The organism is Acidisoma silvae (genome assembly GCF_020618775.1).
GTDB lineage: Bacteria > Pseudomonadota > Alphaproteobacteria > Acetobacterales > Acetobacteraceae > Acidisoma > Acidisoma silvae.
Window position 1 is genome coordinate 309189 of record NZ_JAESVB010000004.1, and the last position, 26625, is coordinate 335813.

The 26625-nt window shown below is 64.0% G+C and carries 25 protein-coding genes, 1 tRNA gene and 1 other annotated feature; of the genes, 16 read left to right on the forward strand and 10 right to left on the reverse strand.

The window, feature by feature from the left end:
- Positions 1-133: 133 nt before the first annotated feature.
- From ASILVAE211_RS12100 to ASILVAE211_RS12115, 4 genes are all read right to left on the reverse strand, one after another.
- Positions 134-913 (reverse strand): RNA methyltransferase, encoded by a 780-nt coding sequence (locus tag ASILVAE211_RS12100; RefSeq protein WP_227321563.1) that lies wholly within the window; start codon positions 911-913, stop codon positions 134-136.
- Positions 910-2277, reverse strand: a complete 1368-nt coding sequence (gene cysS / locus ASILVAE211_RS12105) for a cysteine--tRNA ligase (RefSeq protein WP_227321564.1) — start codon at positions 2275-2277, stop codon at positions 910-912. Before cysS ends, ASILVAE211_RS12100 begins: the two co-directional genes overlap by 4 nt.
- 91 nt (positions 2278-2368) lie before the next feature.
- Positions 2369-2674 carry a hypothetical protein gene (locus tag ASILVAE211_RS12110; protein WP_227321565.1) on the reverse strand — a complete coding sequence of 102 codons (306 nt, stop codon included), beginning with the start codon at positions 2672-2674 and terminating at the stop codon, positions 2369-2371.
- Positions 2675-2934: 260 nt separating this feature from the next.
- The gene (locus ASILVAE211_RS12115; protein WP_227321566.1) at positions 2935-3819 is read right to left on the reverse strand and encodes a LysR family transcriptional regulator; all 885 of its coding nucleotides are present in this window, start codon (positions 3817-3819) and stop codon (positions 2935-2937) included.
- A gap of 324 nt (positions 3820-4143) precedes the next feature.
- Between ASILVAE211_RS12115 and ASILVAE211_RS12120 the strand changes: the two genes are divergently transcribed.
- From ASILVAE211_RS12120 to ASILVAE211_RS12140, 5 genes are all read left to right on the forward strand, one after another.
- Positions 4144-4686, forward strand: a complete 543-nt coding sequence (locus ASILVAE211_RS12120; RefSeq protein ID WP_227321567.1) for a sorbitol dehydrogenase family protein — start codon at positions 4144-4146, stop codon at positions 4684-4686.
- 70 nt (positions 4687-4756) lie between these two features.
- Positions 4757-6346 carry a GMC family oxidoreductase gene (locus ASILVAE211_RS12125; RefSeq protein ID WP_227321568.1) on the forward strand — a complete coding sequence of 530 codons (1590 nt, stop codon included), beginning with the start codon at positions 4757-4759 and terminating at the stop codon, positions 6344-6346.
- Between the two features lie 13 nt (positions 6347-6359).
- Positions 6360-7706: a cytochrome c gene (locus tag ASILVAE211_RS12130; RefSeq protein WP_227321569.1), complete on the forward strand. Its 1347-nt coding sequence runs from the start codon at positions 6360-6362 to the stop codon at positions 7704-7706.
- 43 nt (positions 7707-7749) lie between these two features.
- The gene (locus ASILVAE211_RS12135) at positions 7750-8232 is read left to right on the forward strand and encodes a GlcG/HbpS family heme-binding protein (RefSeq protein ID WP_227321570.1); all 483 of its coding nucleotides are present in this window, start codon (positions 7750-7752) and stop codon (positions 8230-8232) included.
- Between the two features lie 152 nt (positions 8233-8384).
- Positions 8385-9029, forward strand: a complete 645-nt coding sequence (locus ASILVAE211_RS12140; protein WP_227321571.1) for a hypothetical protein — start codon at positions 8385-8387, stop codon at positions 9027-9029.
- An 18-nt stretch (positions 9030-9047) separates the two neighbouring features.
- Here ASILVAE211_RS12140 and ASILVAE211_RS12145 read toward each other — a convergent pair whose 3' ends face one another.
- A complete protein-coding gene (locus ASILVAE211_RS12145; protein WP_227321572.1) occupies positions 9048-10166 on the reverse strand; it encodes a LysM peptidoglycan-binding domain-containing protein in 1119 nt (372 codons plus the stop codon).
- Positions 10167-10274: 108 nt separating this feature from the next.
- Complete coding sequence (locus tag ASILVAE211_RS12150; RefSeq protein WP_227321573.1) at positions 10275-10766, reverse strand: GNAT family N-acetyltransferase; 492 nt, start codon at positions 10764-10766, stop codon at positions 10275-10277.
- Between the two features lie 145 nt (positions 10767-10911).
- Positions 10912-10968: a sequence feature (sul1 is cis-regulatory element that is thought to sense ions involved in sulfur or methionine metabolism; They are found in Alphaproteobacteria), on the forward strand.
- Positions 10969-11036: 68 nt separating this feature from the next.
- On the opposite strand from ASILVAE211_RS12150, the gene ASILVAE211_RS12155 reads away from it, so the two are divergent.
- Positions 11037-12515, forward strand: coding sequence for a SulP family inorganic anion transporter (locus ASILVAE211_RS12155; protein WP_227321574.1), 1479 nt, complete (start codon positions 11037-11039; stop codon positions 12513-12515).
- Between the two features lie 143 nt (positions 12516-12658).
- Here the strand turns inward: ASILVAE211_RS12155 and ASILVAE211_RS12160 are convergent, their stop codons facing one another.
- Positions 12659-13309, reverse strand: a complete 651-nt coding sequence (locus tag ASILVAE211_RS12160; RefSeq protein WP_227321575.1) for an HAD-IA family hydrolase — start codon at positions 13307-13309, stop codon at positions 12659-12661.
- 84 nt (positions 13310-13393) lie between these two features.
- On the opposite strand from ASILVAE211_RS12160, the gene glmU reads away from it, so the two are divergent.
- The gene (gene glmU / locus ASILVAE211_RS12165) at positions 13394-14740 is read left to right on the forward strand and encodes a bifunctional UDP-N-acetylglucosamine diphosphorylase/glucosamine-1-phosphate N-acetyltransferase GlmU (protein WP_227321576.1); all 1347 of its coding nucleotides are present in this window, start codon (positions 13394-13396) and stop codon (positions 14738-14740) included.
- 6 nt (positions 14741-14746) lie between these two features.
- Positions 14747-16576: a glutamine--fructose-6-phosphate transaminase (isomerizing) gene (glmS, locus tag ASILVAE211_RS12170; protein WP_227321577.1), complete on the forward strand. Its 1830-nt coding sequence runs from the start codon at positions 14747-14749 to the stop codon at positions 16574-16576.
- A 377-nt stretch (positions 16577-16953) separates the two neighbouring features.
- Here the strand turns inward: glmS and ASILVAE211_RS12175 are convergent, their stop codons facing one another.
- On the reverse strand, positions 16954-18498 hold the full coding sequence (locus tag ASILVAE211_RS12175; RefSeq protein ID WP_227321578.1) for a tetratricopeptide repeat protein: 1545 nt from the start codon (positions 18496-18498) through the stop codon (positions 16954-16956).
- 193 nt (positions 18499-18691) lie between these two features.
- On the opposite strand from ASILVAE211_RS12175, the gene ASILVAE211_RS12180 reads away from it, so the two are divergent.
- From ASILVAE211_RS12180 to ASILVAE211_RS12205, 6 genes are all read left to right on the forward strand, one after another.
- A tRNA-Pro gene (locus ASILVAE211_RS12180) sits at positions 18692-18768 on the forward strand.
- Between the two features lie 523 nt (positions 18769-19291).
- Positions 19292-20806 (forward strand): sodium:solute symporter family protein, encoded by a 1515-nt coding sequence (locus ASILVAE211_RS12185; RefSeq protein WP_227321579.1) that lies wholly within the window; start codon positions 19292-19294, stop codon positions 20804-20806.
- The gene (locus tag ASILVAE211_RS12190; protein ID WP_227321580.1) at positions 20803-21027 is read left to right on the forward strand and encodes a hypothetical protein; all 225 of its coding nucleotides are present in this window, start codon (positions 20803-20805) and stop codon (positions 21025-21027) included. Before ASILVAE211_RS12185 ends, ASILVAE211_RS12190 begins: the two co-directional genes overlap by 4 nt.
- Before the next feature lie 2 nt (positions 21028-21029).
- Positions 21030-22328 (forward strand): ArgE/DapE family deacylase, encoded by a 1299-nt coding sequence (locus ASILVAE211_RS12195; protein WP_227321581.1) that lies wholly within the window; start codon positions 21030-21032, stop codon positions 22326-22328.
- Positions 22329-22422: 94 nt separating this feature from the next.
- Positions 22423-22623, forward strand: coding sequence for a hypothetical protein (locus ASILVAE211_RS12200; RefSeq protein WP_227321582.1), 201 nt, complete (start codon positions 22423-22425; stop codon positions 22621-22623).
- A 21-nt stretch (positions 22624-22644) separates the two neighbouring features.
- Positions 22645-23391 carry a dienelactone hydrolase family protein gene (locus ASILVAE211_RS12205; RefSeq protein WP_227321583.1) on the forward strand — a complete coding sequence of 249 codons (747 nt, stop codon included), beginning with the start codon at positions 22645-22647 and terminating at the stop codon, positions 23389-23391.
- Here the strand turns inward: ASILVAE211_RS12205 and ASILVAE211_RS12210 are convergent.
- Positions 23388-23747 carry an addiction module antidote protein gene (locus ASILVAE211_RS12210; protein WP_227321584.1) on the reverse strand — a complete coding sequence of 120 codons (360 nt, stop codon included), beginning with the start codon at positions 23745-23747 and terminating at the stop codon, positions 23388-23390. The two genes, ASILVAE211_RS12205 and ASILVAE211_RS12210, sit on opposite strands and share 4 nt — an antisense overlap.
- A gap of 185 nt (positions 23748-23932) precedes the next feature.
- On the opposite strand from ASILVAE211_RS12210, the gene ASILVAE211_RS12215 reads away from it, so the two are divergent.
- Together ASILVAE211_RS12215 and ASILVAE211_RS12220 are read left to right on the forward strand one after the other, a co-directional pair.
- Positions 23933-24919, forward strand: coding sequence for a transporter (locus ASILVAE211_RS12215; protein ID WP_227321585.1), 987 nt, complete (start codon positions 23933-23935; stop codon positions 24917-24919).
- A gap of 51 nt (positions 24920-24970) precedes the next feature.
- The gene (locus ASILVAE211_RS12220; RefSeq protein WP_227321586.1) at positions 24971-25645 is read left to right on the forward strand and encodes a hypothetical protein; all 675 of its coding nucleotides are present in this window, start codon (positions 24971-24973) and stop codon (positions 25643-25645) included.
- 142 nt (positions 25646-25787) lie between these two features.
- Here ASILVAE211_RS12220 and ASILVAE211_RS12225 read toward each other — a convergent pair whose 3' ends face one another.
- The gene (locus ASILVAE211_RS12225) at positions 25788-26615 is read right to left on the reverse strand and encodes a sulfotransferase domain-containing protein (protein WP_227321587.1); all 828 of its coding nucleotides are present in this window, start codon (positions 26613-26615) and stop codon (positions 25788-25790) included.
- Positions 26616-26625 lie beyond the last annotated feature (10 nt).

The window sequence follows — 26625 nt, forward strand, 5'->3', positions numbered from 1 at the left end:
GACGATTGTGCTTGCGAATTATTCAGCCAAACGCAGCAATTTCTGTCAGAATCGCTCAAAGGCAATCAGCATCACGTCACGCGCTTGCCTGGATTTGTATGGCAGGCGCAAGGCAATGCGCGCAGGCACCCGGTCAGGTGCCGCGCTTGGCGTGCCGTCCACGCGACAGTTCGGTGATCATGCCGTGCAGCGTGCGCAATTCCTGCTCGGTCACTTCGCCGCGCTGGAACAGATGGCGGACATTGCGCACCATGCCGGGGCGCTTCTGTTCGTTGCGCAGGAAACCGCAATCGTCCAGCTCGCGCACCAGATGGCCAAGGAAATTCTCCAGCTCGCCCTTGGTCGCGACCCGGGTCTCATTCGTCATCAACTCGCGCGGGGATGACGGTTCATCGGCCATCCACCATTCATAGGCCATCACCATCACGGCTTGCGCGAGGTTGAGGGACATGAAGGCGGGGTTGAGAGGATAGCGCACCAGCATATCGGCATGGGCCATGTCGTCATTCTCCAGACCCGCGCGTTCCGGGCCGAACAGAATGCCGGTGCGCAGGCCGGTGACGGTGGCGGCGCGCAATTCGGCGGCAGCCCCACGCGCCGTCAGGATCGGCTTGATGATATGGCGCGGGCGCGGGCAGGTGGCGGCAACATGATGCAGATCGGCCACCGCCTCGGCGACCGTCTCGAAAACCTCGGCCGCTTCCAGAATGCGGTCGGCGCCCGATGCCATCCGCCAGGCGCGTTCCTGCGGCCAGCCGTCGCGCGGGGCGACCAGGCGCAGATGAAACAGCCCGCCATTGGCCATGCAGCGCGCGACCGAGCCGATATTGTCGGCCAGTTGCGGGCGCACCAGGATGACGACCGGGCTATTGCCAATGGGGCCGATATCGGCCCCCGCGTCGCGGCCGGTCATTGGGCCGCATCCGCCCGGCGCCAGGTGGTGCCGCCCGGTCCGTCTTCCAGCAGAATGCCCTGCGCCAGCAATTCGGCACGAATGGCGTCTGCCTTGGCGAAGTCCTTGGCCTTCCGCGCGGCGAGGCGATCGGCAATCGCCTGTTCCACCCCGGCGGCATCGATGCCGCCCTGGAACCAGGCCTGCGGATCGGCCTGGAGAATGCCCAGCACGCGCCCGGCGGCATGCAGCCCGGCAGCGGCCAGCGCGTCGCCCGCCATGGCGCGGTCGGCGAGGTTGTGCAGCGCCGCGATGGCGGCCGGCGTGTTCAGGTCATTGCACAGGGCCTCCATCACTTCGGCCGGCACCGGCGCGTTCGGCTCCTCGGCGAAGCTGGGCGCATGGCGGGATAGCGCGCGGTAGAAGCGGTCCAGCTCCTTCCGGGCCTCCACCAATCCCGTCTCGGTGAAATCGACCGAGGCCCGGTAGTGGGAGCGGAGCAGCAGGAAGCGCACGGCCTCGCCGGGGGCGATGCCCAGCACGTCACGCACGGTGCGGAAATTGCCCAAGGACTTGGACATCTTCTCGCCGTTCACCAGCAGCATGCCGTTATGCATCCAGGTGCGGGCGAAATGGCTGCCGGGGAAGGCGCAGCAGCTTTGGGCCATTTCGTTTTCATGATGCGGAAAGATCAGGTCGCCGCCGCCGCCATGAATGTCGAAATCCTCGCCCAGATAGCGCCAGGACATGGCCGAGCATTCAATATGCCAGCCCGGCCGGCCGTAACCCCAGGGGCTGTCCCAGCCCGGCATATCGCCGGTGGAAGGCTTCCACAGCACGAAATCCCCGGCGTCGCGCTTGTAGGGGGCCACTTCCACCCGCGCCCCGGCGATCAGCTCGTCCTGGCTGCGGCCGGACAGATGGCCGTAACGCGGGTCGCTTGCGACCGCGAACAGAACATGACCTTCGGCCGCATAGGCATGGCCGCCCGCGATCAGCCGCTCGATGATATCGATCATCTGCGGAATGTTATCGGTGGCGCGCGGCTCGATATCCGGCGGCAAAGCGCCCAGTTCCGCCATGTCGGCGTGGAAATCGGCTGTCGTCTGCTCGGTGATCTCAGCGATGGAAACGCCGCGCTCGGCCGCGCGGATCATGATCTTGTCGTCGATATCCGTGATATTGCGGACATAGGTGACACGAGGAAACAGCTCGCGCAGCAGCCGGGCCAGCACGTCGAAGACGACGACCGGCCGGGCATTGCCCAGATGCGCCCGGTCATAGACCGTCGGCCCGCAGCAATAGAGGCGGATATGCTCGGGGATGAGCGGGCGGAAGGCCTCTTCCCGGCGGGTAAGGCTGTTATGGAGCGTGAGCGCGTGCATATTGGCCTTTTGCCGCCCCGCGCGCCGGCCCGCAAGCGCCCGGTAGAGCAAAGGAGGGGAGCGGCAAGGCCACTCCCCCCAGCACGATCAATCAGTAGCCGTAGCTATAGCCGTAGACATAGCCCTGGGGCGGCGGAGGCGGGGGCGGCGCGTAATAGCCGTAGGGCGGCGGCGGCGGGCGGTCCCAATGGCGGTGCCAGTGATGCTCATAATCGCCGCGCCATTCGTGGCGGTCATCATGGCGCCATTCCTGGTGATAGCCGTTCCAGTCGGCCTGCTGAACCAGCGCGGGCGCGGCATGGCGGTCCATACCGCCCATCGGTGCGGCATGGGCCGCGACCATTGGCAAAGCCAGCGAGAAGGCGCCGGCGGCGAGGGTGGAAAGAAACAATCGCATGGAGAAAACTCCCGTTCTCATGGATCGGACTCTGGGTGCCGCTGATGGCGGCAAAGCCACCGCCGCATGGCGAAACCAAGGCGGGCGTTCACGTTTTCGGGCGGTCCGGCCGGGGCTTCAGGGCCAGCGGGGGCTCGGATAAAATCGCCATCAACCGTCATGCCCGCGCCGGCGGGCATCTTCTTTTCGTAACGCCGCCCCGTCAGACGATTCCCGCTTTCGCGGGAATGACGAGGTTTCACTCAAAAACCTGACAGGCGTTAGATTTCACGGTCCAGATGATCGATCAGGGCGCGGACGCGGCGGGAGGCAGGCCCTTCATGCGCCTGCACGGCATAGAGATTGACGTCGTTGCGTGTGAAGTCATCCAGCACCGGCTCCAGCCGTCCGGCGTCGATATCGTCCGCCACGTCGAAACTCGCGTTCAGGATGACACCGGCCCCGGCGACGCTCCAGGCGCGGATGGCGCTGCCGTCATTGGCTGTCCGGTTGCCGGAGACGCGGACATGAAAGGGGTGGTCCTGCTCGATGAAGGTCCAGGAGGATTCGGAGAATTCCGGCCGCGTCAGGAACAGGCAATTATGATGGGCCAGGTCACGCGGATGCTGCGGGCGGCCCCGGCTGTCCCAATAGGCGGGGGCGGCGCAGACCCGGCGCGTGCCACGGCGCAGCAGCCTGACGCCGGGCCGGCCGGCCATATGGCTGCTGCCGCTGATGCGGATGGCAAAGTCAAAGCCGCCTTTAGCCAGATCAACGACGCCGTCCGACAGATAAAGCGATACGTTTACCTGCGGGTTGTCCCGGATGAAATCGTCGATCAGGGGTGTCAGCCGGTTGCGGCCGAAATCATGGGTCGCGGAAAGCTTGATCTGACCTCGCAACGGTCCGGTATCATTCACCGCCTCCATGGCGTCGGCGAGGTCATCCAGGATGCGGCGGGCATTGGCGACGAACTGCTCGCCTTCCGGCGTAAAGGTCAGCCGCCGTGTCGATCGGTTGACGAGGCGCCCGCCGATCTGGTCTTCCAGACGCTGTAGGCTGAGCGTGGCGGTGGAGGGCGATATGGATAAAGCCCGCGCCGCGCGGACAAGGCTGCGCTGATCATCGACAGCGATGATCAGTCTCAGAAGGCTGAAGCTATCCATTGTTTGTCAAAATCGAAATGCGCATTGTTGATAGCGCTAATTACCGGCGAGACATGAAGCGGTAAAGTGCCTGCGCGCCTGGTCAGTGATGATCATGCGCGTGACAACGCATACTATATTTTCTAACTTACATGCCCCTGACTACAAAATCCAAAAAAATCTGTCGGCTTGGACGCTCTTCTTGAAGGGCGATGGTCTGCAGTCGCGCCTATGCATGACAAGCCTGTGTCCCTGTCATCGCATTGCGCAAATATATCAGTTGGCATTCTGCGAGGGTGAATTCACGGCCCTGCCGGGTCGTGGGCAATGATCGAGAAGGTGACTATGGGCAAGACGAAGGATCAGCCGGCAATGGGTGAGGGCATCGGGCGACGAGCGGTGCTATCGGTGACGCTCGCGGTGCCGTTCCTGGCTTCCACACGCATGGCATTCGCGCAGTCGCAGACTGGCGATTCCGCAATCGACGCTGACGGCCTGCACCGTCTATCCATAGCCGTCATCGGCCCACGCGCCGACGACCGGCTTCTGGCCCAGGCCTATCACGCAGCTTTCATGGAGATAGAGCCGAGCTTCCTGCTGCGTGCAGCATCTCTGGCCGCTGCGATGAAGACGCAAAACCTGTCGACTCCGGAGGCCTTCTCGGCCTCGGCACTGGCGCAGGACCCCGTTCAGCGCGCGACCGCCGTTGGCCTGACCGCCGCCTGGTATCTCGGCCATGTCGAGCATGACGTCGATCACGGGCAGCCGGTTGCCTTTGAGAAGGCGCTGATGTGGGGACCGACCAGCGATATCATGGTGACCCCGAGCTATGCGCGCGGCGGTCCGGATTACTGGGCGCGTCAGACGGCGCAGATCGAAAAAGGCTGAGCGGCCGTCCGTCTGAAATTTTACGGCAGCCTTCGGCTCACGCAGGCTTAGCCTCGCCAGGGAGACTATCATGGCAGAATATGATGCCGACGTTATCGTCGTCGGTTCCGGCGTCATGGGCGGACTGACCGCCTATACCCTTGCCCTACAGGGAAAATCGGTCATTCTTCTGGAAGCGGGGCCGCGCGTGCCACGCTGGAAAACCGTCGAGCGATTCCGCAATCTCGTCGACGTGACGGACTATAATGCGCCCTATCCGGATCTGGATTACGCGCCCCGCCAAGGCTCGGTCGATTACATTCAGCATACCGGTCCGGTGAAATTCGGCGCCGGTTTCCTCAAGCTTGTCGGCGGCACGACATGGCATTGGGGCGGGGCCACATGGCGCTTTCTGCCGCATGACATGAAGCTGAAATCGACCTACGGCGTCGGCCGCGACTTTCCCATTTCCTATGAAGAGCTCGAGCCTTTCTATGGCCATGCCGAGCGCGAAATCGGCGTCAACGGCAATTCGGCCTATGACGAAAGCGGCCGGAATGGCGGCAAAACCTTCCCGCCGCGCTCCACGCCTTATCCGATGGAAGCGCAGACCTTCAACTATATGAACAAGACGATGCAGCAGACGCTGGACGGCGCGTCCTATTGGACGATTCAGGAGCCGAACTGCCGCGCCTCGCGCCCCTATGCCGAACGCCCGACCTGTGTGGGCAATAATAACTGCATGCCGATCTGCCCGATCGGCGCGCAATATTCCGGGGACCGGCACGTGACGCGCGCCGAAAAGCTGGGTGCCAAGGTCATTCCCGGCGCAGTCGTCTATAAGATCGACAAGGGACCGGGCGGCAAGATCACCGCCGTCCATTACCTGACGCCGGAAGGAGAAACCCACCAGCTGACGGCGAAGGCTTTCGTCATGGCGGCCCATGCGCTGGAAACGCCGAAGATTTTGCTGATGTCCGATGTCGCCAATTCCTCCGATCAGGTCGGGCGAAACCTGATGGATCATCTGGGCTTCAACCTCATCATGACATCGAAGGATGCGCTTTGGCCCGGCACCGGGCCGGTGCAGCAGAATGCGATTTTGAATGACCGCGACGGGCCGCAGCGCAGCCATTATGCCTCGCTGAAGCATCAGGTCGGCAACGAGGCGCCCAATGTGCCGGTGGCGCGCTATCTTCTCGGCAAGGGCGTGTTGCAGCCGCAATTGGACGAGCAGATTCGCCATATGTCGGCGCGCTGGATGAACTTTAACACCAATCTGGAGCAGTTGCCTGATCCCGTGAACCGGATCAAGCTCAGTCCCAAGAAGGACAAGCTGGGCCTGCCCAAGCCCGACGTCTATTATTCGGTCGGCGAATATGAAGCCCGCACGCAGGCCAAGGTCATCAACGAGACCTATCCGGCCTTCCAGCGCCTGTTCGGCGGCACTGTGCTGAGCATCGTCTCGGACTGGCAGCCGCAGGATCACCAGATGGGCACCTGCATCATGGGCGATGATGCCAGGACATCGGTGGTGGATAAGGATTGCCGAAGCTGGGACCACAGCAATCTGTTCATCATGGGCACGCAGACGCTGCCGGCATCCTCCTCCGTCAATCCGACATTGACGGGCGCGGCGCTGACGCTGCGCGCGGCCGCTATCCTCGCCAAGGAGGTTTGAGGTGGGCCGTTCGATGATGAAAATCTCAGTCGCTCTTGCTTTGGTAGCGCTATCAGCCGCGCCTGCTCTGGCTCAGGATCAGAGTGAAATTGTTCGCGGCAAGGTGCTGACGACGGAGGGGGACTGCGTCGCCTGCCACACCGCGCCGGGCGGCACGCCTTTCGCGGGCGGTCTGCCGTTCAAGACGCCGATGGGCACAATCTACAGTCCCAATATCACGCCGGACAAAGACACCGGTATCGGCACCTGGACGGATGCGGAGTTTCTGCGCGCCCTGCATCAGGGCATCGGCAAGAATGGCGAGCATCTCTATCCTGCCTTTCCCTATACGTCCTTCGCTGCGATTTCGGACGGTGATGTGGCGGCGATCAAAGCCTATCTGTTTTCGCTGAAGCCCGTGCATCAGCAGAATACGCCGAATGAGATGGTGTTTCCGTACAATATCCGCTCGCTCATGATCGGCTGGAACCTGCTCAATTTCCATCCCGAGACGATCGATCCCGTGACGGAGCGCGGCAAATACGTGGCCGACGCGCTGGAACATTGCGCGGAATGCCACAGCCCGCGTGGGCTGACCATGGGCGTCGAGAGCGGCAAATACCTGGCCGGCGCGACGGTGGACGGCTGGACGGCCTATAACATCACCTCCGACCCCGATCATGGCATCGGCACCTGGAGCGTCGATGACATCAAGACCTATCTCAAGACCGGCAATCTGCCCGGCAAGGCCCAGGCGGCCGGCCCGATGGGGGAGGTCATCGTCAATTCCACCAGCCATATGCCTGACGCCGACCTGACGGCCCTGGCCGAGTATCTGAAGACGGTGCATGGGCAGGCCGATGGCGCGGCCGGGCGTTCCGCAATGGGTGGCCCGGTCGGCAGCGGCGAAGCCCTGACGGGCTATCGCGCGACGCAAGGCAAGGGCGCGTCGGAGGGCGAGGTTCTGTTCACCGCCGCCTGCTCAACCTGCCATGGAACGGGCGGCGCGGGGGAGGGCAGTGGCGTTTTGCCCAGCCTGTACCACAACTCGGTCACCGGCGCCGACACGCCCAATAATCTGGCGCTGGCCGTTCTGAACGGCGTCAAGCGCGGCACGGCCTTCAATGACGCGTCAATGCCAGCCTTCCGCGATGAATTTTCGGATGAGCAGGTCGCCGCCGTCACTGACTACGTGCGCAAGACATTCGGCAATGCGGCCAACCCGATAACGGTGCAGCAGGTCAGCGATCTGCGCAATGACGTAACACCGCCGGCCGCAATCAGCGTGCTGATGCGATGGGCGGAAATCGCGGCGGGCATCGTCGCGGTTCTGGTCGTGCTTGCCATCGTCATTCTGGTTCTGCGTCGTCGCCGGGTTTGACCCCGGCACGGTGGAGACAAGCGTCTATGATAGGAATTGCAGTATGAAACGACAGTTTTTGGCGGCAGCGGCGATGGTTGCGGTGTCTGTCTTCGTCTTCCATCCCAGCCCGTCTTTCGCGGTGACCATGCAGCCGGTGCTGGATGACGCTGAGATGAGCGCCGTCGTCGCGGCGGCGAAGCAGGATATGGCGGCCCGGCACCTGAAGGGCTGCATCGCGATCGACGATGCCGATGGCGTCAACATCTTTTTCGAACGCGAGGCCGGCGCCTATACCAATTGCAACGGCTCGGCTCTGGTGAAGGCCAAGGCCGCCGCCGAGTTTCAGGGTGCCACGGTCGACTTCATGAATCAGGTCAATAAGCAGGGGCAGACGCATCTGCTGGCCGTGCCGGATATGGCGCCGCTGCCCGGCGGCTATCCGCTGACGGTGCATAATGTCGTGGTCGGCGGCCTGGGCGTCAGCACCCCGGACGGCGATACCGATGTGCTGATCGTCGCCAAGGCGGCCAAGGCGCTGAAATAGCGTTCCGCCGGCCGGATGACGCCATCCGGCCGGCCAAACAACTTGTTGATGGCAATTTGCCTCATGCTGCCCATCAAGGCGCAGTGCAAGGGTAGCGCGGCGCGCGCGATCAATCGCATAATCCCGGCCGTCTGACGGGATGAAACGGCACCATGGCAGCAAAGAGCGCAACGATCTTCGGCGCGACGCCCGCGATCATTCTGGCGGCCGCGCTGCTCGGCACTGTGCCGGCCTGGGCCGCGCCAGATGCGCCGCCGATGGTGCCGCAGATCACGGGCGCGCTGACCTATCAGATCACCGGGCAAACGCCGGGGAAGAGCAGTACCGAAATCATCCATATCGCACATGGGACAAAAATTCGGATCAGCGGCGCCGACGAATCGCTTGGCTATTCGGTCGTATCGCTGTCGCCGGGCTATAGCGGCAAGGGCCTGTTCACCATGGTCTGGCCGCGCCTGCAACAATATGGTTCCATCGCGCTGGATGGGCATTCATCCTTCGCGGTTCTTCTGCCAAGCGATGCCGTCTATCAAAAACTCGGCCCGTCGGATCAGGACGGCAAGGCCTGCACGCTGTGGCAGTTCCATGACGCGGGCGATTCCAATCCTCCCGGTAAGGCCTGCATCGATGCGGATGGTGTCGTGCTGTCCATGGATGAGGTTGATATCATGAACGGGCCACAGCATATCCGGCTGACGGCGCGGACGGATGGGCCGCAGCCGGATGATCTCTTCGTTTGGCCGGAGAGTTATAAGGTCGCGCCGAATGAAACCGTGTCGCTGCCGTCGCAACCCTAACGGACGGCGCGCTTTGTTCTAATGCGCGACGGCGCGGGCCATTTGCAGCCCGCGCGCCATCTGCAACAGACGCAGCGAAGCCGCGCCGGCTGCCGGATCGACCTCGGCATCCAATCCACAGGTAAAGACGTTCGATGCGACGGTTGCCAGGACAAGAACGGCGGCCCCCGTATAGAGAATGCTGGGTCGTTTCCACCAGGGATCATCGCTGCCCGCCGCTGTCGCGACAAGAGCCTGTTGCGGTGCCGTGACCCGTTGCGGCGCTGTGTTGGGCGGATGCGGCGGCTTGATTCTGCGGCGTATGTCGACCACCACCTGATAGTCACGGGAGAAATACAGAATATCCGGCTTCAGATGGCCGTGCAGTTCAGGGAAAATGAATTTCGCCCGCAAGGCCGGATTGGGGTTGGTGCTGTCCACGGCAACGCCCACGGAAACATTGCTCGGCGGCGCGCCCACGGCATTCATGGTGATCAGATTTTCGTAAGTAACGCGGCGCTTTTCCCAATCGACGGCGACCTTTCCGCTATTGATCATTTGCCCGAATACTGTGTCGACATGGGCCTTGGCCTGCGCCTCCATCCCGTTCTTGATGATATTGCCGGCCGTAATCTGCTTGTCGATCCAGATATAGATCTGCCCGGTGAATTTGGTTTCGAACTCATAATCCGCTGTCTCGGCCTTGATGGTCGGCAGCAGCTCAAGCTCGTATTTATAGGCGTAGGAATTGAAATGGGTGCGGCCGAGGTCGATATCGCCTGGCGCGGCGGCAGCGGGTTTGGTGTTTGGCCGTGAATAGCTGGGGGCTGCACGCGCCGGGCGCTGCTGGGTGGGGATTTGCGGCGCGGCTGGGGATGGTAGAGGCAGGTGCGGCGCCGCCCGTCGCGTATGAACGATCCGCGGAAAGGTTCTTTGCGCGGGATGGCGTTGCAGAGATAGCGCTTCCGATCTGGGTGGAATGCGCAAATGCTGGCCGACGCGCAGCGTGTTCGGGTCCGCCAGCAGCGCATGAGAGCCGTGGCGGCGAATGGCGTTATGGACGAAAATCTGCGGCCACAGGCTGGCGCGGCCATAGAAGCGTCTGGCAATGCCGGACAATGTATCGCCCGAGCGGACGACATAAAGGCGATCATGCATGATGTGCCTCTGACCCCAAAACCACCGAGGCCGAAATTATTGCTCCCTGCCTGATCGGTCCACCCGCATCACGAACACTTATCCGCTGTCACATTCGCCTCATATCGCTCAGCGATGTGACTGCATCCATTCCGGACGCAGTTGCGACAGCATCAGCGCATCCGACCGGCTGCCGTCCGACAGCAGGCGGGCTTCGCGCGCCACGCCTTCCTGCACGAAGCCACAGGAAAAATAGAGTGTCTGCGCGGTGACATTGTGCCGGTAGACGACCAGCCAAAGCCGGTGCGCCTGGGTTTCCTGAAAGACCCAGTCCCGCGTCTGGGTGAAGATCCGGCGGCCATGGCCGCCGCCTGGGACGGATACGGCCAGGCGGCGGAACAGCAGATTGCCGCTTTTCTCCTGCCGGTCCTGGATCATGGAAAAGCCGACCGGCTGGCCGGAATCGTCCTCGCCGATGAAATAGGCGTAGTTGGGGGAACCTATGGCCTCGGCATGTTCCGTTTCAGACCAGCGGCCGACGACATCCTCATTCCCCGGCCGGCGCTCCACGGCCATGATGAAGGGAATGTCCGCAGGCGTGGCGGGTCTCAGGCTGGTCAAGCTCTTATCCTCGAAACGGTCTTTCCGGGCAGCCTGACGCGGCACCGGCTGGCCGGCAACGCTTGCCAAAGCCGGGCAGGCAAGCAGCCATGGCAGAGAAAATGTTGCGCCCTGCGTCTTTCGTCTGTTAGGGGTGGGTCACTCGTCAGGATCCCGGTGAAACTCCGGGTGGCTCTTCCGGCCGCCAATCCGCCGGACAACAGCAAACGTCACGACCCATCCGCATCGCGTCAAGACGATGCCTCTCGTGCGCTGACTGTAGATAAATCGATGAACACACAATCTATTTCTCGCTACCGTGCCGAATGGGGTACCTCCCTCGGCGATATACGCCGGGATATCCTGGCCGGCATGGTCGGCACTTTCGCGCTGATCCCCGAAGTCATCGCCTTTTCCTTCGTGGCGGGCGTGGACCCTGAAGTCGGGCTCTATGCCTCCTTTGTCATCGGCATCGTCATTGCCTTCGCGGGTGGCCGGCCGGCGATGATTTCCGGCGCGGCGGGCTCGGTCGCTCTGGTCGCGGCTGCCCTGGTCCGCGCCCATGGGCTGGATTACCTGCTGGCCGCGACCCTGATGGCGGGCGCTTTTCAGGTGATTTTCGGCTTGGCTCGGCTGGACGTGCTGATGCGCTTCGTCTCCCGCTCGGTCCGCACCGGCTTCGTCAATGCCCTGGCCATCCTCATCTTTTCGGCCCAGGTGCCGCAGATGCTGGGCGTCACTTGGCATACCTATGCCATGATCGCGCTCGGCCTCGTCATCATCTACCTGCTGCCGCGCGTCTCGAAGGCGATTCCGTCGCCGCTCATCTGCATCGTGGTGCTGACGGTCATCAGCTTCCTGGTGCCGATGCCGCTGCATACGGTGGCCGATCTCGGCAAGCTGCCATCCTCGCTGCCCAATCTCGTACTGCCGCATGTGCCGCTGACCTGGGCGACGCTCGGCATCATCGCCCCCTATGCGCTGGCCATGGCGGTCGTCGGCCTGCTGGAATCGATGATGACGGCGACGGTGGTGGATGACCTGACGGACACGACGAGTTCGAAAGCGCGGGAATGTACCGGCCTTGGCATCGCCAATATCGCGGTGGGTCTGTTCGGCGGCATCGCCGGCTGCGGCATGATCGGCCAGACAGTCGGCAATATCCGCTATGGCGGGCGCGGGCGGCTGTCCACGCTGGTGGCGGGCCTGTTTCTTCTGATCCTGATGGTGCTGCTGCGGCCCTGGGTGGCGCGCGTGCCGGTGGCGGCGCTGGTTGCCATCATGATCATGGTCTCGGTCAGCACCTTCAACTGGGCGAGCTTCAAGGACGTGGTGCGGCACCCCAAAGTCTCCAGCATTGTCATGCTGGCGACCGTTGTGGTGACGGTCGCGACGCATGACCTGGCGGCCGGCGTGGTGGTGGGCGTGCTGCTCAGCGGCGTCTTTTTCGCCTTCAAGGTCATGGGGCTGATGCGCGTCACCAGCCGCTATGATCAGGCGACGGATACGCGGACCTATACGGTGGCCGGGCAGGTCTTCTTCGCCAGCGCCGACATGTTCGCCGATCAGTTCGACCTGCGCGATATGGCCCGAAACGTGGTGATCGACCTTTCGGCCGCGCATCTGTGGGACATTACCGCTGTCGGCGCGCTGGAGACGGTGGTGACCAAGATGCGCCGGCACGGCACGCGGGTGGACCTCGTTGGGCTCAATGCCGCCAGCGCCACGCTGGTGGATCGCCACGGTCCGGCGATCCAGGCGGGCGGGTAAGCCCTTTAGCTGTCACCCGCGGCTTCCACTCGTCGTCCCCGGCTTTATGCCGGGGACCTACCCGCTGCGGCGCCCAGACGCCGTCATGGCGCCCACTCGGGTAGATCCGCGTGACAAGCACGCGGATGACGGTCAAAGGGTTTTTACGGCCTGAGCTTTTCACACAGCCCCGGTACATCGGCGAAGCTATTCGCCACCGCATCGGCCTCCAGCCCGACCTCGGCCGGGCCATAGCCCCAGGACGCGAAGATGGTCGGCAGGCCAGCGCCCTTGCCGGACGCGACATCATTATGGTGGTCGCCGATCATCACCGCCTCATCCAGACTGGCCCCGGCGGCTTTGACCGTCAGGCGGATATGGTCCGGGTCCGGCTTCTTCACCGGAAAGCTGTCGCCGCCGCCCACCGCATCCAGCAGCGGCAGCAGGCCGAGATGGTCCAGCAGAATGCGCGCCGGCTCCTCGGGCTTATTGGTGCAGACGGCCAATTGCCAGCCGGCGGACTTGAGCGCCTTCAGGGCATCCAAAGCGCCGGGATAGGCATAGGTTTCGTCCGTGGAATGCGCGGTATAATCGGCGAGGCCCAGCGCCATATCCTCGTCCGAAGGCACCAGACCGCGCGCGGCATAGCCGCGCTGATACAGCACCACCAGCCCGTCGCCCACCATCGGCCGCACCTGTTCCAGCGCCAGCGGCGGCTGGCTGTAACGCGCCAGGCTGCGGTTCAGCGCGCCCGCGATATCGGGCAGGCTGTCGGTGATCGTGCCGTCCAGATCCAGCACCAGACACTTGGCCATAGGTTGCACTCCGATACGAGAATTGTCTCTGAACCCTTTGACACGACTGGCCTTCCGCCGCTACCGCAAGGGCAGGACCGAGGGATGACGATGACGACGCCGACCGCTGCCACCACCACTGCCGTGATCCTGGCCGCGGGGCTTGGCACCCGCATGAAATCCAGCCTGCCCAAATGCCTCCATGCCATCGCTGCGCGCCCGATGCTGGGCCATCTGCTGACCGCCGCACAGCAGGTCTTCGATGACATCGTCGTCGTGACGGGGCCGGAGATGGAGGCGGTGGCGAAGGCCGCAGCGCCCTATCCCACCGTCGTGCAGCAGGACCGTTTGGGCACCGGCCATGCCGCGCTTCAGGCGGCCCCCCATTTCGGGGAGGGCGATGTCGCCATTCTTTATGCCGATAACCCGCTGATCACGGCGGAGACGCTGGCCCGGCTGAAGGCCGCGCGCGCCGGCAATGGCCTGGCGCTGCTGGCCATGCGCCCGGCCGAGCCCGGTAAATACGGCCGCGTCATCACCGATGCCGCCGGCGACGTCACCCGCATCGTGGAATGGGCGGATGCGACCGAGGCCGAGCGCGCCGTGGGTCTCTGCAATGCCGGTGTGTTCTGTGCCGGCGGGCCGGACCTCGCGCGCTGGCTGGCGGCCGTGCGTAACGACAATGCCAAGGTCGAATATTACCTGACCGATGTCGTGGCCCTGGCGGTCGCCGAGGGTAAGCGCGTCGTCGCCGTCGAGGCTGACCCGGCCGAACTGCGCGGCGTCAATTCGCGCGCCGAACTGGCCGAGGCCGAAGCCACGCTGCAATCCCGCCTGCGCTTGGCGGCGATGGATGGCGGCGTGACGCTGACCGCGCCGGAGACGGTGTTCTTTTCCGCCGATACGGTCATCGAACCCGATGTCATCGTCGGGCCGCATGTCGTCTTCGGCCCGGGCGTGACCGTCAAATCCGGCACGGAAATTCTTGCCTTCAGCCATCTGGAAGGCTGCGTGGTGGGTGAGGGTGCGCGTATCGGCCCCTATGCCCGGCTACGCCCCGGCACCGTGGTGGGGCAGGCCGCTCATGTCGGCAATTTCGTGGAACTCAAGGCGACCACCCTGGGTGACGGCGCGAAGGCCAATCACCTCGCCTATATCGGTGATGCCAGCGTCGGCGCGGCCAGCAATATCGGTGCCGGCACCATCACCTGCAATTACGACGGCAATCTGAAACACCGCACCACCATCGGCGCGGGCAGTTTCGTCGGCTCCAATTCCACCCTCGTGGCACCGCTGACTTTGGGCGACGGCAGTTTCATCGCTGCCGGCAGCACCATCACCAAGGATGTGGAGGCGGACGCGCTGGCCTTCGGCCGCGCCAAGCAGGCCGAACGCCGCGGCGGCGGCGCGCTGATCCGCTCGACCTGGACCAAGAAGAAGACGGGAGGCTAGACGCCCATGTGCGGTATCGTCGGAATGCTGGGCGAACGCCCGGCGGCGCCCCTGATCCTGGAAGCCCTCGGCCGCCTGGAATATCGCGGCTATGACAGCGCCGGCATCGCGACGCTGGACAGCGGGCGCATCGACCGCCGCCGCGCGGAAGGCAAGCTCGGCAATCTGGCCAGCGTGCTGACCCGCCTGCCGCTGGCCGGCAATGTCGGCATCGGCCACACCCGTTGGGCGACCCATGGCGCGCCGACGGAGGGCAATGCCCACCCGCATGGAACGAGCCGCGTTTCGGTCGTGCATAACGGCATCATCGAAAACCACGCGGCGCTGCGGGCCGAGCTGGAAGCGGCGGGGCAGGAATTCTCGACCGAAACCGATACCGAATGCGTGGCGCAGCTGCTGGATCTTTATTTGCAGCAGGGCATGAGCCCGGAAAAGGCAGCCGGCGCGGCATTGGCCCGTCTGGAAGGCGCTTATGCCCTGGCGTTGATCTTCGCCGGACACCCGGACCTGATGATCGGCGCCCGCCACGGTGCGCCGCTCGCCATCGGCTTCGGTGAGCGCGAGATGTTCATCGGCTCCGACGCGCTGGCGCTCGCCCCGCTGACCCGCCGCATCGCCTATCTGGAAGACGGCGACTGGGCGGTGATCCGCCGTGACGGCGCAACCTTCTTCGACCGGCACGGCGCCCGCGTCGAGCGCGCCATTCGGGAAACCCGGCTGACCGGGGCTGCCATCGGTCGCGGCAATTATCGCCATTTCATGGAGAAGGAACTGCACGAGCATCCGGTCGTGATCGGTGACGTGCTCAGCCGCATGATCGACCCTTCCAGCCGCAGCGTGGCTCTGTGGGATCTGCCCTTCGATCTCGCCACCCTGCCGCGTGCGACCATCAGCGCCTGCGGCTCGGCCTTCTATGCCGGTCTCGTCGGCCGCGTCTGGCTGGAGACGATTGCGCGTCTGCCGACGGATGCCGATGTCGCCAGCGAATTCCGCTATCGCGCGCCGCCGCTGCCCTCGGAAGGTCTGGGCCTGCTCGTCAGCCAGTCCGGTGAGACCGCCGATACGCTCGCGGCGCTCCGCTATATGCAGGATGAGGGGCAGCATGTGCTCTCCGTCGTCAATGTGCCGGAAAGCAGCATGGCGCGGGAAAGCGATGCCGTGCTGGAAACGCTCGCAGGGCCGGAAATCGGCGTCGCCTCCACCAAGGCTTTCACGGCCCAGTTGACGGTGCTGGCCTGTTTCGCGCTCGCTGCCGGGCGGGCGCGCGGCACGCTGGACGCGGCACGCGAAGCGGTGCTGACCCAGGCGCTGATGGAAGTGCCGGGCCAGGCGGCGGAGATCCTGTCCGAAGAAACCACGGCCGCCATCGCCCGCGTGGCGGAACGCATCGCGGAAGCGCGCGACGTGCTCTATCTCGGTCGAGGCTCCTGCTTCCCCGTGGCGCTGGAAGGCGCCTTGAAGCTGAAGGAGATCAGCTACATCCATGCCGAAGGCTATGCGGCGGGTGAGATGAAGCATGGGCCGATCGCGCTGATCGACAAGCATGTGCCGGTCGTCGCCATCGCGCCCTCCGGTCCGCTATTCGAGAAGACGGCCTCCAATCTACAGGAAGCCGCCGCGCGCGGCGGCCAGGTTGTTGTCTTCAGCGACGCGGCCGGCGCCGAGAAGCTGTGCGGCATCGCGGCGGAGACGGTTGTGCTGCCGACCTGCGATCCTTTCGTCGCCCCCATTCTGCATACCATTGCCGTGCAGATGCTGGCCTATAAGGTGGCGCTGCTGAAAGGCACGGATGTCGATCAGCCGCGCAATCTCGCGAAATCGGTGACGGTGGAATAGACGTCGCTTCTCCTTCATCCGTCGTCCCCGGCTTCATGCCGGGGACCTACCCGCTGCGGCGCCCCGACGCTGTTTGGGTGCCACGGCGGGTAGATCCCCGTGACAAGCACGGGGATGACGGGTCGAAAGCGTCATAATACAAAACGATAACAAAACAAAATTCTCGACAAATACATTCCGAAATCGTATAGAAAATTTGCCTGATGCGGTACTGATCACGCAGGCAAACCCCCTCCATACAATCCGGAATCCTCATGTCAGACCGTGGCAAGGCGCAGCCTTTTCCTGATACGCCCGGCATGGCGCATCAGCGCCAGATTCAGGCCCAGGCCGACAGGCAGCTCGCGCAACTATCCCTGGTGCGGCAGATTGCCGCTTTAGCCCGGCCTGTTACTTTGCAGAGCCAAGCGCGCCAGATCGGCGCGGACTTCGGCCAGAATAGACTCCCAATCGCCGGGCGTTTCCTGCCGGTAGAGGGTAAGGCTGGGATACCAGGGGCTGTCCCGCCGCCCCAGCATCCAGCGCCAGCACGGGTCGGCGCGGTCCAGCAGCCAGACCGGCTTGCCGAGCGCCCCGGCCAGATGCGCGACGGCGCTATCGACCGCGATGACCAGATCCAGCGTGGAAACCAGGGCAGCGCTATCCGCGAAATCCCCCATCTCATCCATGGCGTCGAAGACGGGCAGGCTGTCGGGCAGGCGCGGCCCGTCCTTCTGCAAACTGACAAAGGTGACGCCGGAAATGTCCCACAGGGGCGCAAGCCGACCGGGGGCGATGGAGCGCCGCCGGTCCATCGCCCCGCGCGCCGGGTTGCCGGGGCTGGGGTTGCCGGCCCAGGCCAGGCCGACGCGCAAACCTCTGCCAAATCCATCAAGCCGCGCGCGCCAAAGGCCGGCGGCGGCGCTATCGGCGGCAAGATAGGGCGTGCGGGCCGGAATGCTGGCAAGCGTGGTGCGAAACCGGCCGGGCAGGCTCATGAGCGGCAGATGCAGGTCGAAAGCGGGCAAAGCCTCGCCCTGCACCACGATGTCGGCCGCACCGTCCAGCGTCCCGCAGAGGCGGGCGAGGGGGCGCGGCACTTCCAGAATGACGGTGAAGCCCAGGGCCGCGACCATGGGCAGGTAGCGGCAGAATTGCAGCGTGTCGCCCAGCCCCTGCTCGGCATGGATCAGCAGCCTCAGACCCGCCCCCGCCTCAGCGCCGGCAGCTTCGCCCTGCCAATGCGGAACACGGAAGCGCCGGTGCTGGGCGATCATCTGCGGGGTCTGCCAGCGCCATTCATAGCCGCTCCAGGCCTCGTCCAGCCGCCCGGCGGCGAGCAAAGTCTGGGCACGGTTGAACTGCCCGTCGGCATAATCGGGCGCCAGGGCGATGGCGCGGCTATAGCTGGAGATGGCCTCTTCCAGCCGACCGAGCGCCCGCAGGGCATTGCCACGCGCGTTATGGGCATAGGGATCGCGCGGGGCGAGGCGCAAAGCAGCCTCGGCATCGGCCAAAGTATCCCCGAATCGGCCTTCCCCGGACAGGACCAGGCTGCGCGCCTCGAAGACCGCCGCGAAATCCGGCTTCTGGGTCAATGCGACGCCATAGGCCGCGATGGCGTCATCGGGCCGCCCCAGCGCCCAGAGCGCATTGCCGCGCGTGAAATGGGCGATGGGGTAGAGCGGGCGCAGCGCCAGCGCGCGATCCAGCAGGGCAAGCGCCTCCGCCGGGCGGCCGAGATCATTCAGCGCGCCGGCCAGGTTTTGCAGCGCGTCGGGCTGGTCCGGCGCCAAAGCCAGGCTGCGCCGGTAGCGCGGCACGGCGGCGTCTAGCTGGCCGGCCTGATGCAGGCGGATGGCCTCGGCCAGGGCCACCTGGGCGGGGGCGATCCGGGCAGGGGCCTGCTGCTGCCCCACGCTGCGGCGTTGCTGTCTGTTCATCGCGGTCCTCAGCCTCGTCCATCGGGCCGGATGCTAGGTGGGTCAGGGTGGCCCGCCAACCGGGGCGCGGCGCAAGCCTCCGGCCCGTCATGCCTGACATCCGGCGATAATCTGTGACGTCCAGGTTGCGAAGCCGGGCGGGCGCTGCTACAGGGGCGCATCCGCAGCGCCATCGGCGCCGGCGGCTGTATGGCGGAGCGTAGCGCAGTCTGGTAGCGCATCAGTCTGGGGGACTGGGGGTCGTGGGTTCGAATCCCGCCGCTCCGACCATTCTTTTCAATATCCTGCAAACCCCATCGTCCCAAAATTTTGCATCCTGATCGCCGCGTTTTGCAAAAACGTGTTGCGACCTGCGTTTCGGGAACGCTGTTCCCGCTCCAATGACCGCTCCGTTGTAGATATCGCCCGGCCCGCAGCAGCAGGATCGGTTCGCTACACGGGCGGCTTTCCCGCCAGTCTTCGAGGCTGTCAGAATTAGGGGGCGATCTCGCCAAATCGCGTCATGCCCGCGAAAACGGGCATCTCCTCCCTGTCACGGCGCCTGACGCAGAAAATACCCGCTGTCGCGGGTATGACGGTGTTTCAGTCCAATCCAGATAACCCCCAAATTCGCCCATGGTGCCAGTGAGTTGAGTGAGCAACAAAAGTGCGGACGCAAAGCGCGTATCCGCCTCTAAAGCTGAGGTGGGGATGCTCAAGACGCGATGCGGAGACTTTTAAGGACGTTGACCAATCCCAAAAATTGTCTGAAAATTAAGCGATTAATGATGGTTGGATCGGATATGCGCAAACTATGATCATAACTTTCGGTTTGGTTGCCTTATTTTGTGTCGTAGTCATCGTTATTCTGCAAAGGGCGCATATATCCGACCGGTCCTTCACGGATTATGCGGTCGGCGGCCGGTCTTTCGGCCCCGTTTATCAGGCCATGTCCTTCCTCAATACCTGGTGGCCCGGCGCGACCTTTCTGTCCGCCACCGGCTTCGCCGCCTCGGCCGGCGTCATCGGCTTTTACTCCGCCATCTATTCGCTTCTGACCGTGGTGTTGATGTATCTGCTGGCGCAGCGGGTCTGGCTCTGGGGCAAGGCCTATGATCTGCGCACGCAACCCGATCTGCTGGTGCTGCGCTTCCGCTCGCGCTGGCTCGCCGTCATCACCTCCGTCATCGGCATCGTCTCTTCCGTGCCCTGGCTGGTGCTGGGCTTCCAGTCGCTCGGCGATCTGTTCGAGCAATTGTCGCTGGGCAAGCTGGGTTTCACGACGGCGGTGCTGATCGGTGTCGCGGTGATGGTCATCCGCCAGTTCTGGACCATCCGCATGGGCATGCGCGGGGTCATCATTTCCGATCTGTTCCAGGGCATCGTCGCCTATATCGGCGGCACGCTGCTGCTGCTTGGCCTGGTCGCCTGGCTGGTCTGGGGCAAGGGCATTACGCTCGGCTCGGTCAGCGCGGCGCATTTCGGCCTGCCCGGTCTTGGATCGGCGCAAGGGCCGCTCTACGTCTTTGCCATTCTCTTCACCGGCGCGCTCGGCGGCTGGTGCTGGCCCAGCATCTTCATCCGCCTCTATACGGCGGACAGCGTGAAGACGGTGCTGAAGGCCGGCGCCATCGGCGCGCCGCTGTCGGTGATTTTCGCGCTCGCCCTTGGCGTGCTGGGCCTGCTGGCAAGCCCGCTGCCGGAGATTACCGCCCATCCCGATATGATGTGGTTCACCATCGCCCATCTGGCCGGCGGCCCGGTGCTGCTGGGCCTGGCCGGCGTCGTCGTGCTGGCCGCCACCATGGGCAATGTCGACGGCAATATTCAGGCGATGGGCGCCCAGGTTTCCAACGATATCGTGGGTGGCTTCAAGCCGCTCGGCTACAAAAGCTCGATGATCATCGCCAAGGTCAGCATGGCGGTGGTGACGGTGATTTCGGCCTGGATTTCCTGCTACCACGTGCCGCATCTGTTTGAGCTGGCAATCCTCGCCTATCAGGGCATCATCCAGATCGCCGTGCCGCTGTATCTCGGCATCTTCTGGAAGCGCGGCAATGCGGCCGGTGCCATTACCGGCATGGTGGTGGGCTTCATCGTCGCCGTCTGCCTGCAACTCGGCTGGCTGGGCAGCATGACCTGGGCCTACGGCCTGACCTCGGGTGCGGTCGGCATCGCCGTCAACCTGCTCATCTACGTGGCCGCCGCCTATCTTATTCCCATGAAGGCTGCCGAACGCGCGCGGGTGAATGCGATTTTCGCCGCGACCGACGGCGATGCGGCGGGCCTGCCGGTTTCGGACAGCGTTCTTGCGGGAGCAGTGAAATGACACAGAAAACCGTGCGGCCGCGGTCGCGCCTGGTGCCGATCTGGTTCGCCCTCGATGCGATCCTGGCGCTGCTGCCCCCGATTCATTGGGCGATCACCCCGCATTCGCCCTGGATCGCGGATATGCCGCTGGGGCTGATCTATATGGGCGGCCTGCCCATCATCATCGCCGCCAGCATCGTTTACGCCTATTGGGATGATGTATCCCGAGGAGCCTTCTGACCATGACGTCCTTGCTCGATCCCGCCATCGCCCAGCGCATCAAGGCAGCCGTGGACGCTGGTTTTGACGCCCAGCTGGCCGATACCGCCGCCCTCGTCGCCATTCCGAGCACGCGCGGCGCCGAAAGCCCGGCCCAGGATCTGATGGCCGATCTCATGCGCGCACGCGGCTATGCGATGGATGACTGGACGATCGCCATGGAGGATCTGAAGGATCTGCCGGATTGCGGCGTCATCCAGCATGATTTCTCCCGCGCCCGCACCGTCGTCGGCACCTATCATCCGCCGGCCGTCACCGGCCGCTCTCTGATCCTCCAGGGCCATTGCGATGTGGTGCCGACCGGCCCCTTGAGCATGTGGGAGACCGGTCCCTTCACGCCCGTCATCAAGGACGGCTGGATGTATGGCCGGGGTGCCGCCGATATGAAATCCGGCACCATCGCCGCGCTTTATGCGCTGGACGCCATCCGCGCGGCCGGGCTTGCCCCCGGCGGACGCATCCATCTGCAATCGGTGATCGAGGAGGAAAGCACCGGCGTCGGCGCGCTGTCCACCTTGCAGCGCGGCTACCGGGCCGATTGCGCCCTGCTGCCGGAACCGACCGACCAGGCCTTCAACGGCGTCTGCGTCGGCGTCATCTGGTTCCGCCTGAAAGTCAGCGGCGAGCCGACCCATGTGGCCGTGGCGGGTGAGGGGTCCAACGCCATTCGCGCGGCCTTCAATGTCATCCAGGCGCTGGAAGGGCTGGAGCGCGACTGGAACGAGCGCGCCAAAAGCGACCCCTATTACGGGGCGATGGACCATCCCATCAATTTCAACCCCGGCATCATCAAGGGCGGCGACTGGGCGTCCTCGGTGCCGGCCTGGTGCGATATCGACTGCCGCATCGCCGTTCTGCCGGGCTGGAACGTGGATGACTGCCGGCGGGAGATCGAGGCCTGCGTCGCGGCTGCCGCCAAGACGCATAGTTTCCTCGCCAATAACCCGCCCCGCGTCGAATGGTCGGGCTATCTGTCCCACGGCTATGCCCTGGCGCCGAACCCGGAGATCGAGACGCTGATCCAGGCCGCGCATGAGGCGAGCAGCGAGCAGCCCTTCGCGCATCGCTATTCCACGGCGCTCAACGACGCCCGGTTTTATTCATTGTATTATGACATTCCGGCCTTCTGCTACGGCCCGCATGGCGAAAAGATCCATGGCTTTAACGAGCGCGTCAGCCTGCAATCCCTGCGCGAAACCACCAAAGCCATCGCCCTCTTCATCGCCGGCTGGTGCGGGGTAGAGGCGCTGCCGGCCGCATAGCGTCCAGCTTGGCCTGGCCACAGCGGCGGGCAGGGGTTTCCTTGTCCGCCCAAACGCGCGAAGCTCTGCTCAAAGTTTGCGGAGAGGCGTTCCCATGGGCCAAGACGAGAAACTCCCGAAAAATCCGGCATTGCTGAAAAAATGGCGTTTCGCGGCCGATAAGAAGGGCGCGGGCGGCGAAGCCCGCTACTGGTGGTCCGATGGGTCCAGGACCGAGGAACGGGTCGAATCCCATCTGGATGCGGTGGCGCGGTTGAAAGACCTTCAGGACAAGGGCGCCGTGAAGCCCTGCTAGGTCACGGGGCGAGGGAATAGAATGCCGTCTGAAACCGTAACCATAAGCACGCGCGACGGTGCGTGTTCGGCCCATGTGCTGACGCCTGCGGGCGCGGGGCCTTGGCCCGCCATCATCTTCTATATGGATGCCGGCGGCATCCGGCCCGGCGCCATCGCCATGGCGCAGCAATTGGCGGATTTCGGCTATGTCGTGCTGCTGCCCGACCTGTTCTATCGCTTTGGCCCCTACGACACGATCGTGCCGAGGGAACTGTTCAAGGGCGACTACATGGCGGTGATCGGCCCGCTGATGGCCACAACCGGCAATGACAAGGCAGCCGAGGATACCGCCGCTTTCCTGGATTACCTGGATAGACGGGACGACGTGTCGGGGCCTGAATGCGGCGCCGTGGGTTTCTGCATGGGCGGCGGCATGGCGATTACGGCGGCCGGCACCTATCCCGGGCGTTTCGCGGCCGTCGCCAGCTTCCATGGCGGCAATCTGGCGACAGACGCGCCGACCAGCCCGCATCTGATCGCAAAGCGCCTGACGGCTGAGGTCTATATTGCCGGGGCCGATCAGGACGGGCTTTATCCGCCGGATATGGCGGCGCGGCTGGTAGCGGCTTTGACGGCCGCCGGCGTCACCTTCCGCGCGGAAATCTATACCGGCGCCCATCATGGCTGGATGAAGCCGGATTTTCCGGTCTATGACCCAGCCGCCGCCGCGCGCGGCTGGGGCGAGATGAAGGCCCTGTTCGCCCGCAATCTGGCCGGCAAAGGCTAAACGGCGGCCGGCTGCGCCTCGGCGAAAGGCATGTCGAGCGCGGCCATGGAAAAATGCTCGTCCGTCAAAGGCAGGTCCGTCACATCCAGGCCCAGCGCGGATGCGGCATCGGTGATGTTGGCAAAGGACAGATCGCCCTGGCCGGCAAGGGTCTCGCGCAGGTCCGCGACGGTCAGGCCGGTGGCGCTCGCCAGTTGAATGATGCCGCGCGCCCGCAGGATGGTGCCGATGGCCTTGGTGATGAAGACGGTATCGCCGGCACTTTCGTGCAGCGCCGTCTCCCAGAAATGCGCGATATCATCTTCGGACTGCAAAAAGTCGGCTGAGTCCCAAAAGCGCAAGTCCAGGCGATCCATGGCAGTCCTCTCCACGCGAGTTATGAGTGAAAGTCCACTAGTGGCCATACGTCGCAGCCGCGCCGGCGGATGCGAAAAACCCGGCAGGTGACTGCAAATCTTCATCCTTGGCCGCAAGGCGGAGGCGTAAGAGCGGCCTCCATCGCCGGGCTAAGGCCCGGTCCAAAGGTTTGGGGGAGGCAGATTTGGCCGATAAGGTTGGTGAACGCGGCCTGGTCTGCGGCTACAGCATCGATGCCGGCGGCAATATGAATGCCCTGGCCGAGGCCGATATCGACCGGAGTGTCACATCAACCGACGCGCTGGTCTGGCTGCATTTCGATCATGCAGACCCCGGCGCTCGCGCCTGGATCGCGCAATGCGCGGAGATTCCGGACCAGGCCAAAACCGTGCTGCTGAGCGCTGATTCCCATATGCGGATCGAAGCGGTGGGCGCGGGACTTTGCGGCGTGATCGGCGATCTGCATCATGAATTCGCGACGCAGTCGGAGCAGCTGGACGTTCTGCGGCTCTATCTCGACAATCACCGGCTGATCAGCGTCAGGCACCGGCCGCTGGCCGCGATCGAAAAGCTGCGCCGGACCGTCAGCGAAGGTCTGCATGACGGGCGGCCCGTGGTGCTGGTCGTCAAGTTTCTGCACCATGTCACGGATACGCTGAGCGATCTCATTCTCAGCCTGGTCGATAGTGTCGATGAGGTCGAGGACGCGATCCTGGACGGCAAGGCGACCGGCCATTCGGAAGAACTGGGGCGCATCCGCCGGCTGGGCGCCCGGCTGCGGCGGCATATGGTGCCGCAGCAGCATGCGCTGCTGAATCTTCTCTCGCGCCTGCCGAGCTGGATCGACGGGCCTGACGCGGCCAAGCTGCGCAATGCCATCGAGGCGCTGGGCGCGCTCGGCCATGACCTCGATCTGGTGCAGGAGCGGGCCAGGCTGCTGCAGGAACAGGCGTCGAACCGGCTGATGGAAGCGACCAACCGCAACCTATACATCCTCTCCATCGTCACGGCGGTGTTTCTGCCCATCACCCTGATCACGGGCATGTTCGGCATGAATCTGGGCGGCCTGCCCTGGCTGCAAAGCCATTACGGCTTCTGGTATGGCGTCGCGCTGATGGGATGCACCGTGCTCGTGACCTTCGGGCTCCTCCGGAAAGGCAAAATCCTTTAGGACAAAACGAGGCGGGTTCGCGGCAAGACGCGGCAGGGAGACTGAGACTTTATGCGTGCTATGGCTTTGGCTATCTGTGTCGGCCTCGCGGCCTTTTCGTCTTCGGCCCAGGCCTATGCGCCGCAATCGGGCAACGGCCAAACCTATATGGCGACGCGCGCCGGCCTGCATAACGCGACGCTGCTGATCGTGCGTCATGGCGAAAAGGACGGGCTGGGCGCCGGGCTCAGCGCCGCCGGCACCATGCGGGCCGTCCAATACGCCCGCTATTTCCAGACCTTCAAATTGGACGGAAAGCCGCTTCAGATCGACGCGCTGGTGGCCTCGGAAGATTCCCGGAAAAGCGAAAGGCCGCGTCTGACGCTGGAGCCTTTCAGCCAAACCTCCAAGCTCGTCATCTATCAGCCGAGCCCGTCGCATGAAGTGCGGGATCTGGTCTCCTGGCTCAAGCAGCGCCCGGCCGGCCAAAATGTGCTGATATCCTGGCACCATACCAAAATCCCGGCGCTATTGGCGGCTTTGAAACTGCCGCCCGCCACGCTTTTGCCAAAAGGCAAATGGCCGAACGATGCCTTCGACTGGGTTCTGGTTTTGCGCTTCGACGACAAGGGCCATCCGATTGCGCGCGCGTCCCATCTGATCACCGAGCCCGACCGCGTCAATGATCCGGTATGGTCGACGATGGGTCATCCCGTCATCAGCCCTTTGGGCGCGGTTAAACAATAGAGCCTCTATCGGGAAGGTTGAAGCACCGTCATCCCCGCGCATGCGGGGATCTTCTCTTTATGGCTATGGCGCCTCGACGATGAGAAGATGCCCGCTTTCGCGGGCATGACGGTTAGAGTGACGCCGAATATGCCGATAAAATCTACACATACCCAAAACGCTGCATGACGGCAGCGTGGTCGCGTTCGATGCGCGCGGCCTGCGCTGTCGTCAGCACCTCGCGCCAGGCGCCGCTGCGGCCCTGCCGGAAAAAGACATCTTGTGACTGCGCCGGCTGCTCGACAAAGCCATGCGCCTCTTCCTGACGGCGCAATTCGGAAAACGCGCTATGGGCGATGGCGCGTGTCAGCCGCTCGGGCAAAGGCTCCTGTCCCAGAAAGCGGATAACGGAAGCGAAGGCGCCAGCGGGATCGGCGATCAGATCCTCATAGCGCAGAACATGCAGGGTCGGATGCGGCTGTCTGGTCCAGAAATGCACATGGCCCGACCAGGTCGCCAGACGGACATAGACCGTGCTGTCCGTGCCGCCGGTCGCGGCTTGCGGGTCGTTCATGAAAGCGATGGTGCGGTCCAGCGAAAGGCCCAGATGACGACTGAAGGAAATAGCGACGTCGCGCGGGTCGCGTAGAATATAGATCGCGCCACCCGTCACCGCCTTGGTGATCAACTGCACGCCGTCCACCACCAGTTGCGCATTATGGGTTTTGACGAAGGCGAGGCCGGGCTGCGCGTCGGCAATCGCCTGATGCACGCGCGGGCGCATGGCCTGCACGTCGCGGATCGTATAGCGCGATGCCGGACGCGGATCGAAAACCTGATAGCGGCTGGCGGCGGCTTCCCCCGTTGACAGGTCCATCAGCCGGTTGATGTCGTATGGTACCGCACTGTCGGCGATGTAATTATGCAGGAAGGCGCGCAGCCAGGTGCTGCCCGATTTGGGATAGGAGGCAATCCAGGCGATCTTGCCCATGGGCCAGCCG

What these genes read in the sequence shown, in the direction of transcription:
- ASILVAE211_RS12185 (WP_227321579.1), top strand. Translation starts at nt 19,292, where the DNA reads ATGATCATAACTTTCGGTTTGGTTGCCTTATTTTGTGTCGTAGTCATC.
- ASILVAE211_RS12225 (WP_227321587.1), bottom strand. Translation starts at nt 26,615, where the DNA reads ATGGGCAAGATCGCCTGGATTGCCTCCTATCCCAAATCGGGCAGCACC.
- ASILVAE211_RS12135 (WP_227321570.1), top strand. Translation starts at nt 7,750, where the DNA reads ATGAAACGACAGTTTTTGGCGGCAGCGGCGATGGTTGCGGTGTCTGTC.
- ASILVAE211_RS12160 (WP_227321575.1), bottom strand. Translation starts at nt 13,309, where the DNA reads ATGGCCAAGTGTCTGGTGCTGGATCTGGACGGCACGATCACCGACAGC.
- ASILVAE211_RS12125 (WP_227321568.1), top strand. Translation starts at nt 4,757, where the DNA reads ATGGCAGAATATGATGCCGACGTTATCGTCGTCGGTTCCGGCGTCATG.
- glmU (WP_227321576.1), top strand. Translation starts at nt 13,394, where the DNA reads ATGACGATGACGACGCCGACCGCTGCCACCACCACTGCCGTGATCCTG.
- ASILVAE211_RS12220 (WP_227321586.1), top strand. Translation starts at nt 24,971, where the DNA reads ATGCGTGCTATGGCTTTGGCTATCTGTGTCGGCCTCGCGGCCTTTTCG.
- ASILVAE211_RS12110 (WP_227321565.1), bottom strand. Translation starts at nt 2,674, where the DNA reads ATGCGATTGTTTCTTTCCACCCTCGCCGCCGGCGCCTTCTCGCTGGCT.
- ASILVAE211_RS12115 (WP_227321566.1), bottom strand. Translation starts at nt 3,819, where the DNA reads ATGGATAGCTTCAGCCTTCTGAGACTGATCATCGCTGTCGATGATCAG.
- ASILVAE211_RS12195 (WP_227321581.1), top strand. Translation starts at nt 21,030, where the DNA reads ATGACGTCCTTGCTCGATCCCGCCATCGCCCAGCGCATCAAGGCAGCC.
- ASILVAE211_RS12155 (WP_227321574.1), top strand. Translation starts at nt 11,037, where the DNA reads ATGAACACACAATCTATTTCTCGCTACCGTGCCGAATGGGGTACCTCC.
- ASILVAE211_RS12210 (WP_227321584.1), bottom strand. Translation starts at nt 23,747, where the DNA reads ATGGATCGCCTGGACTTGCGCTTTTGGGACTCAGCCGACTTTTTGCAG.
- glmS (WP_227321577.1), top strand. Translation starts at nt 14,747, where the DNA reads ATGTGCGGTATCGTCGGAATGCTGGGCGAACGCCCGGCGGCGCCCCTG.
- ASILVAE211_RS12145 (WP_227321572.1), bottom strand. Translation starts at nt 10,166, where the DNA reads ATGCATGATCGCCTTTATGTCGTCCGCTCGGGCGATACATTGTCCGGC.
- ASILVAE211_RS12190 (WP_227321580.1), top strand. Translation starts at nt 20,803, where the DNA reads ATGACACAGAAAACCGTGCGGCCGCGGTCGCGCCTGGTGCCGATCTGG.
- ASILVAE211_RS12200 (WP_227321582.1), top strand. Translation starts at nt 22,423, where the DNA reads ATGGGCCAAGACGAGAAACTCCCGAAAAATCCGGCATTGCTGAAAAAA.
- ASILVAE211_RS12140 (WP_227321571.1), top strand. Translation starts at nt 8,385, where the DNA reads ATGGCAGCAAAGAGCGCAACGATCTTCGGCGCGACGCCCGCGATCATT.
- ASILVAE211_RS12205 (WP_227321583.1), top strand. Translation starts at nt 22,645, where the DNA reads ATGCCGTCTGAAACCGTAACCATAAGCACGCGCGACGGTGCGTGTTCG.
- ASILVAE211_RS12175 (WP_227321578.1), bottom strand. Translation starts at nt 18,498, where the DNA reads ATGAACAGACAGCAACGCCGCAGCGTGGGGCAGCAGCAGGCCCCTGCC.
- ASILVAE211_RS12120 (WP_227321567.1), top strand. Translation starts at nt 4,144, where the DNA reads ATGGGCAAGACGAAGGATCAGCCGGCAATGGGTGAGGGCATCGGGCGA.
- cysS (WP_227321564.1), bottom strand. Translation starts at nt 2,277, where the DNA reads ATGCACGCGCTCACGCTCCATAACAGCCTTACCCGCCGGGAAGAGGCC.
- ASILVAE211_RS12100 (WP_227321563.1), bottom strand. Translation starts at nt 913, where the DNA reads ATGACCGGCCGCGACGCGGGGGCCGATATCGGCCCCATTGGCAATAGC.
- ASILVAE211_RS12130 (WP_227321569.1), top strand. Translation starts at nt 6,360, where the DNA reads ATGATGAAAATCTCAGTCGCTCTTGCTTTGGTAGCGCTATCAGCCGCG.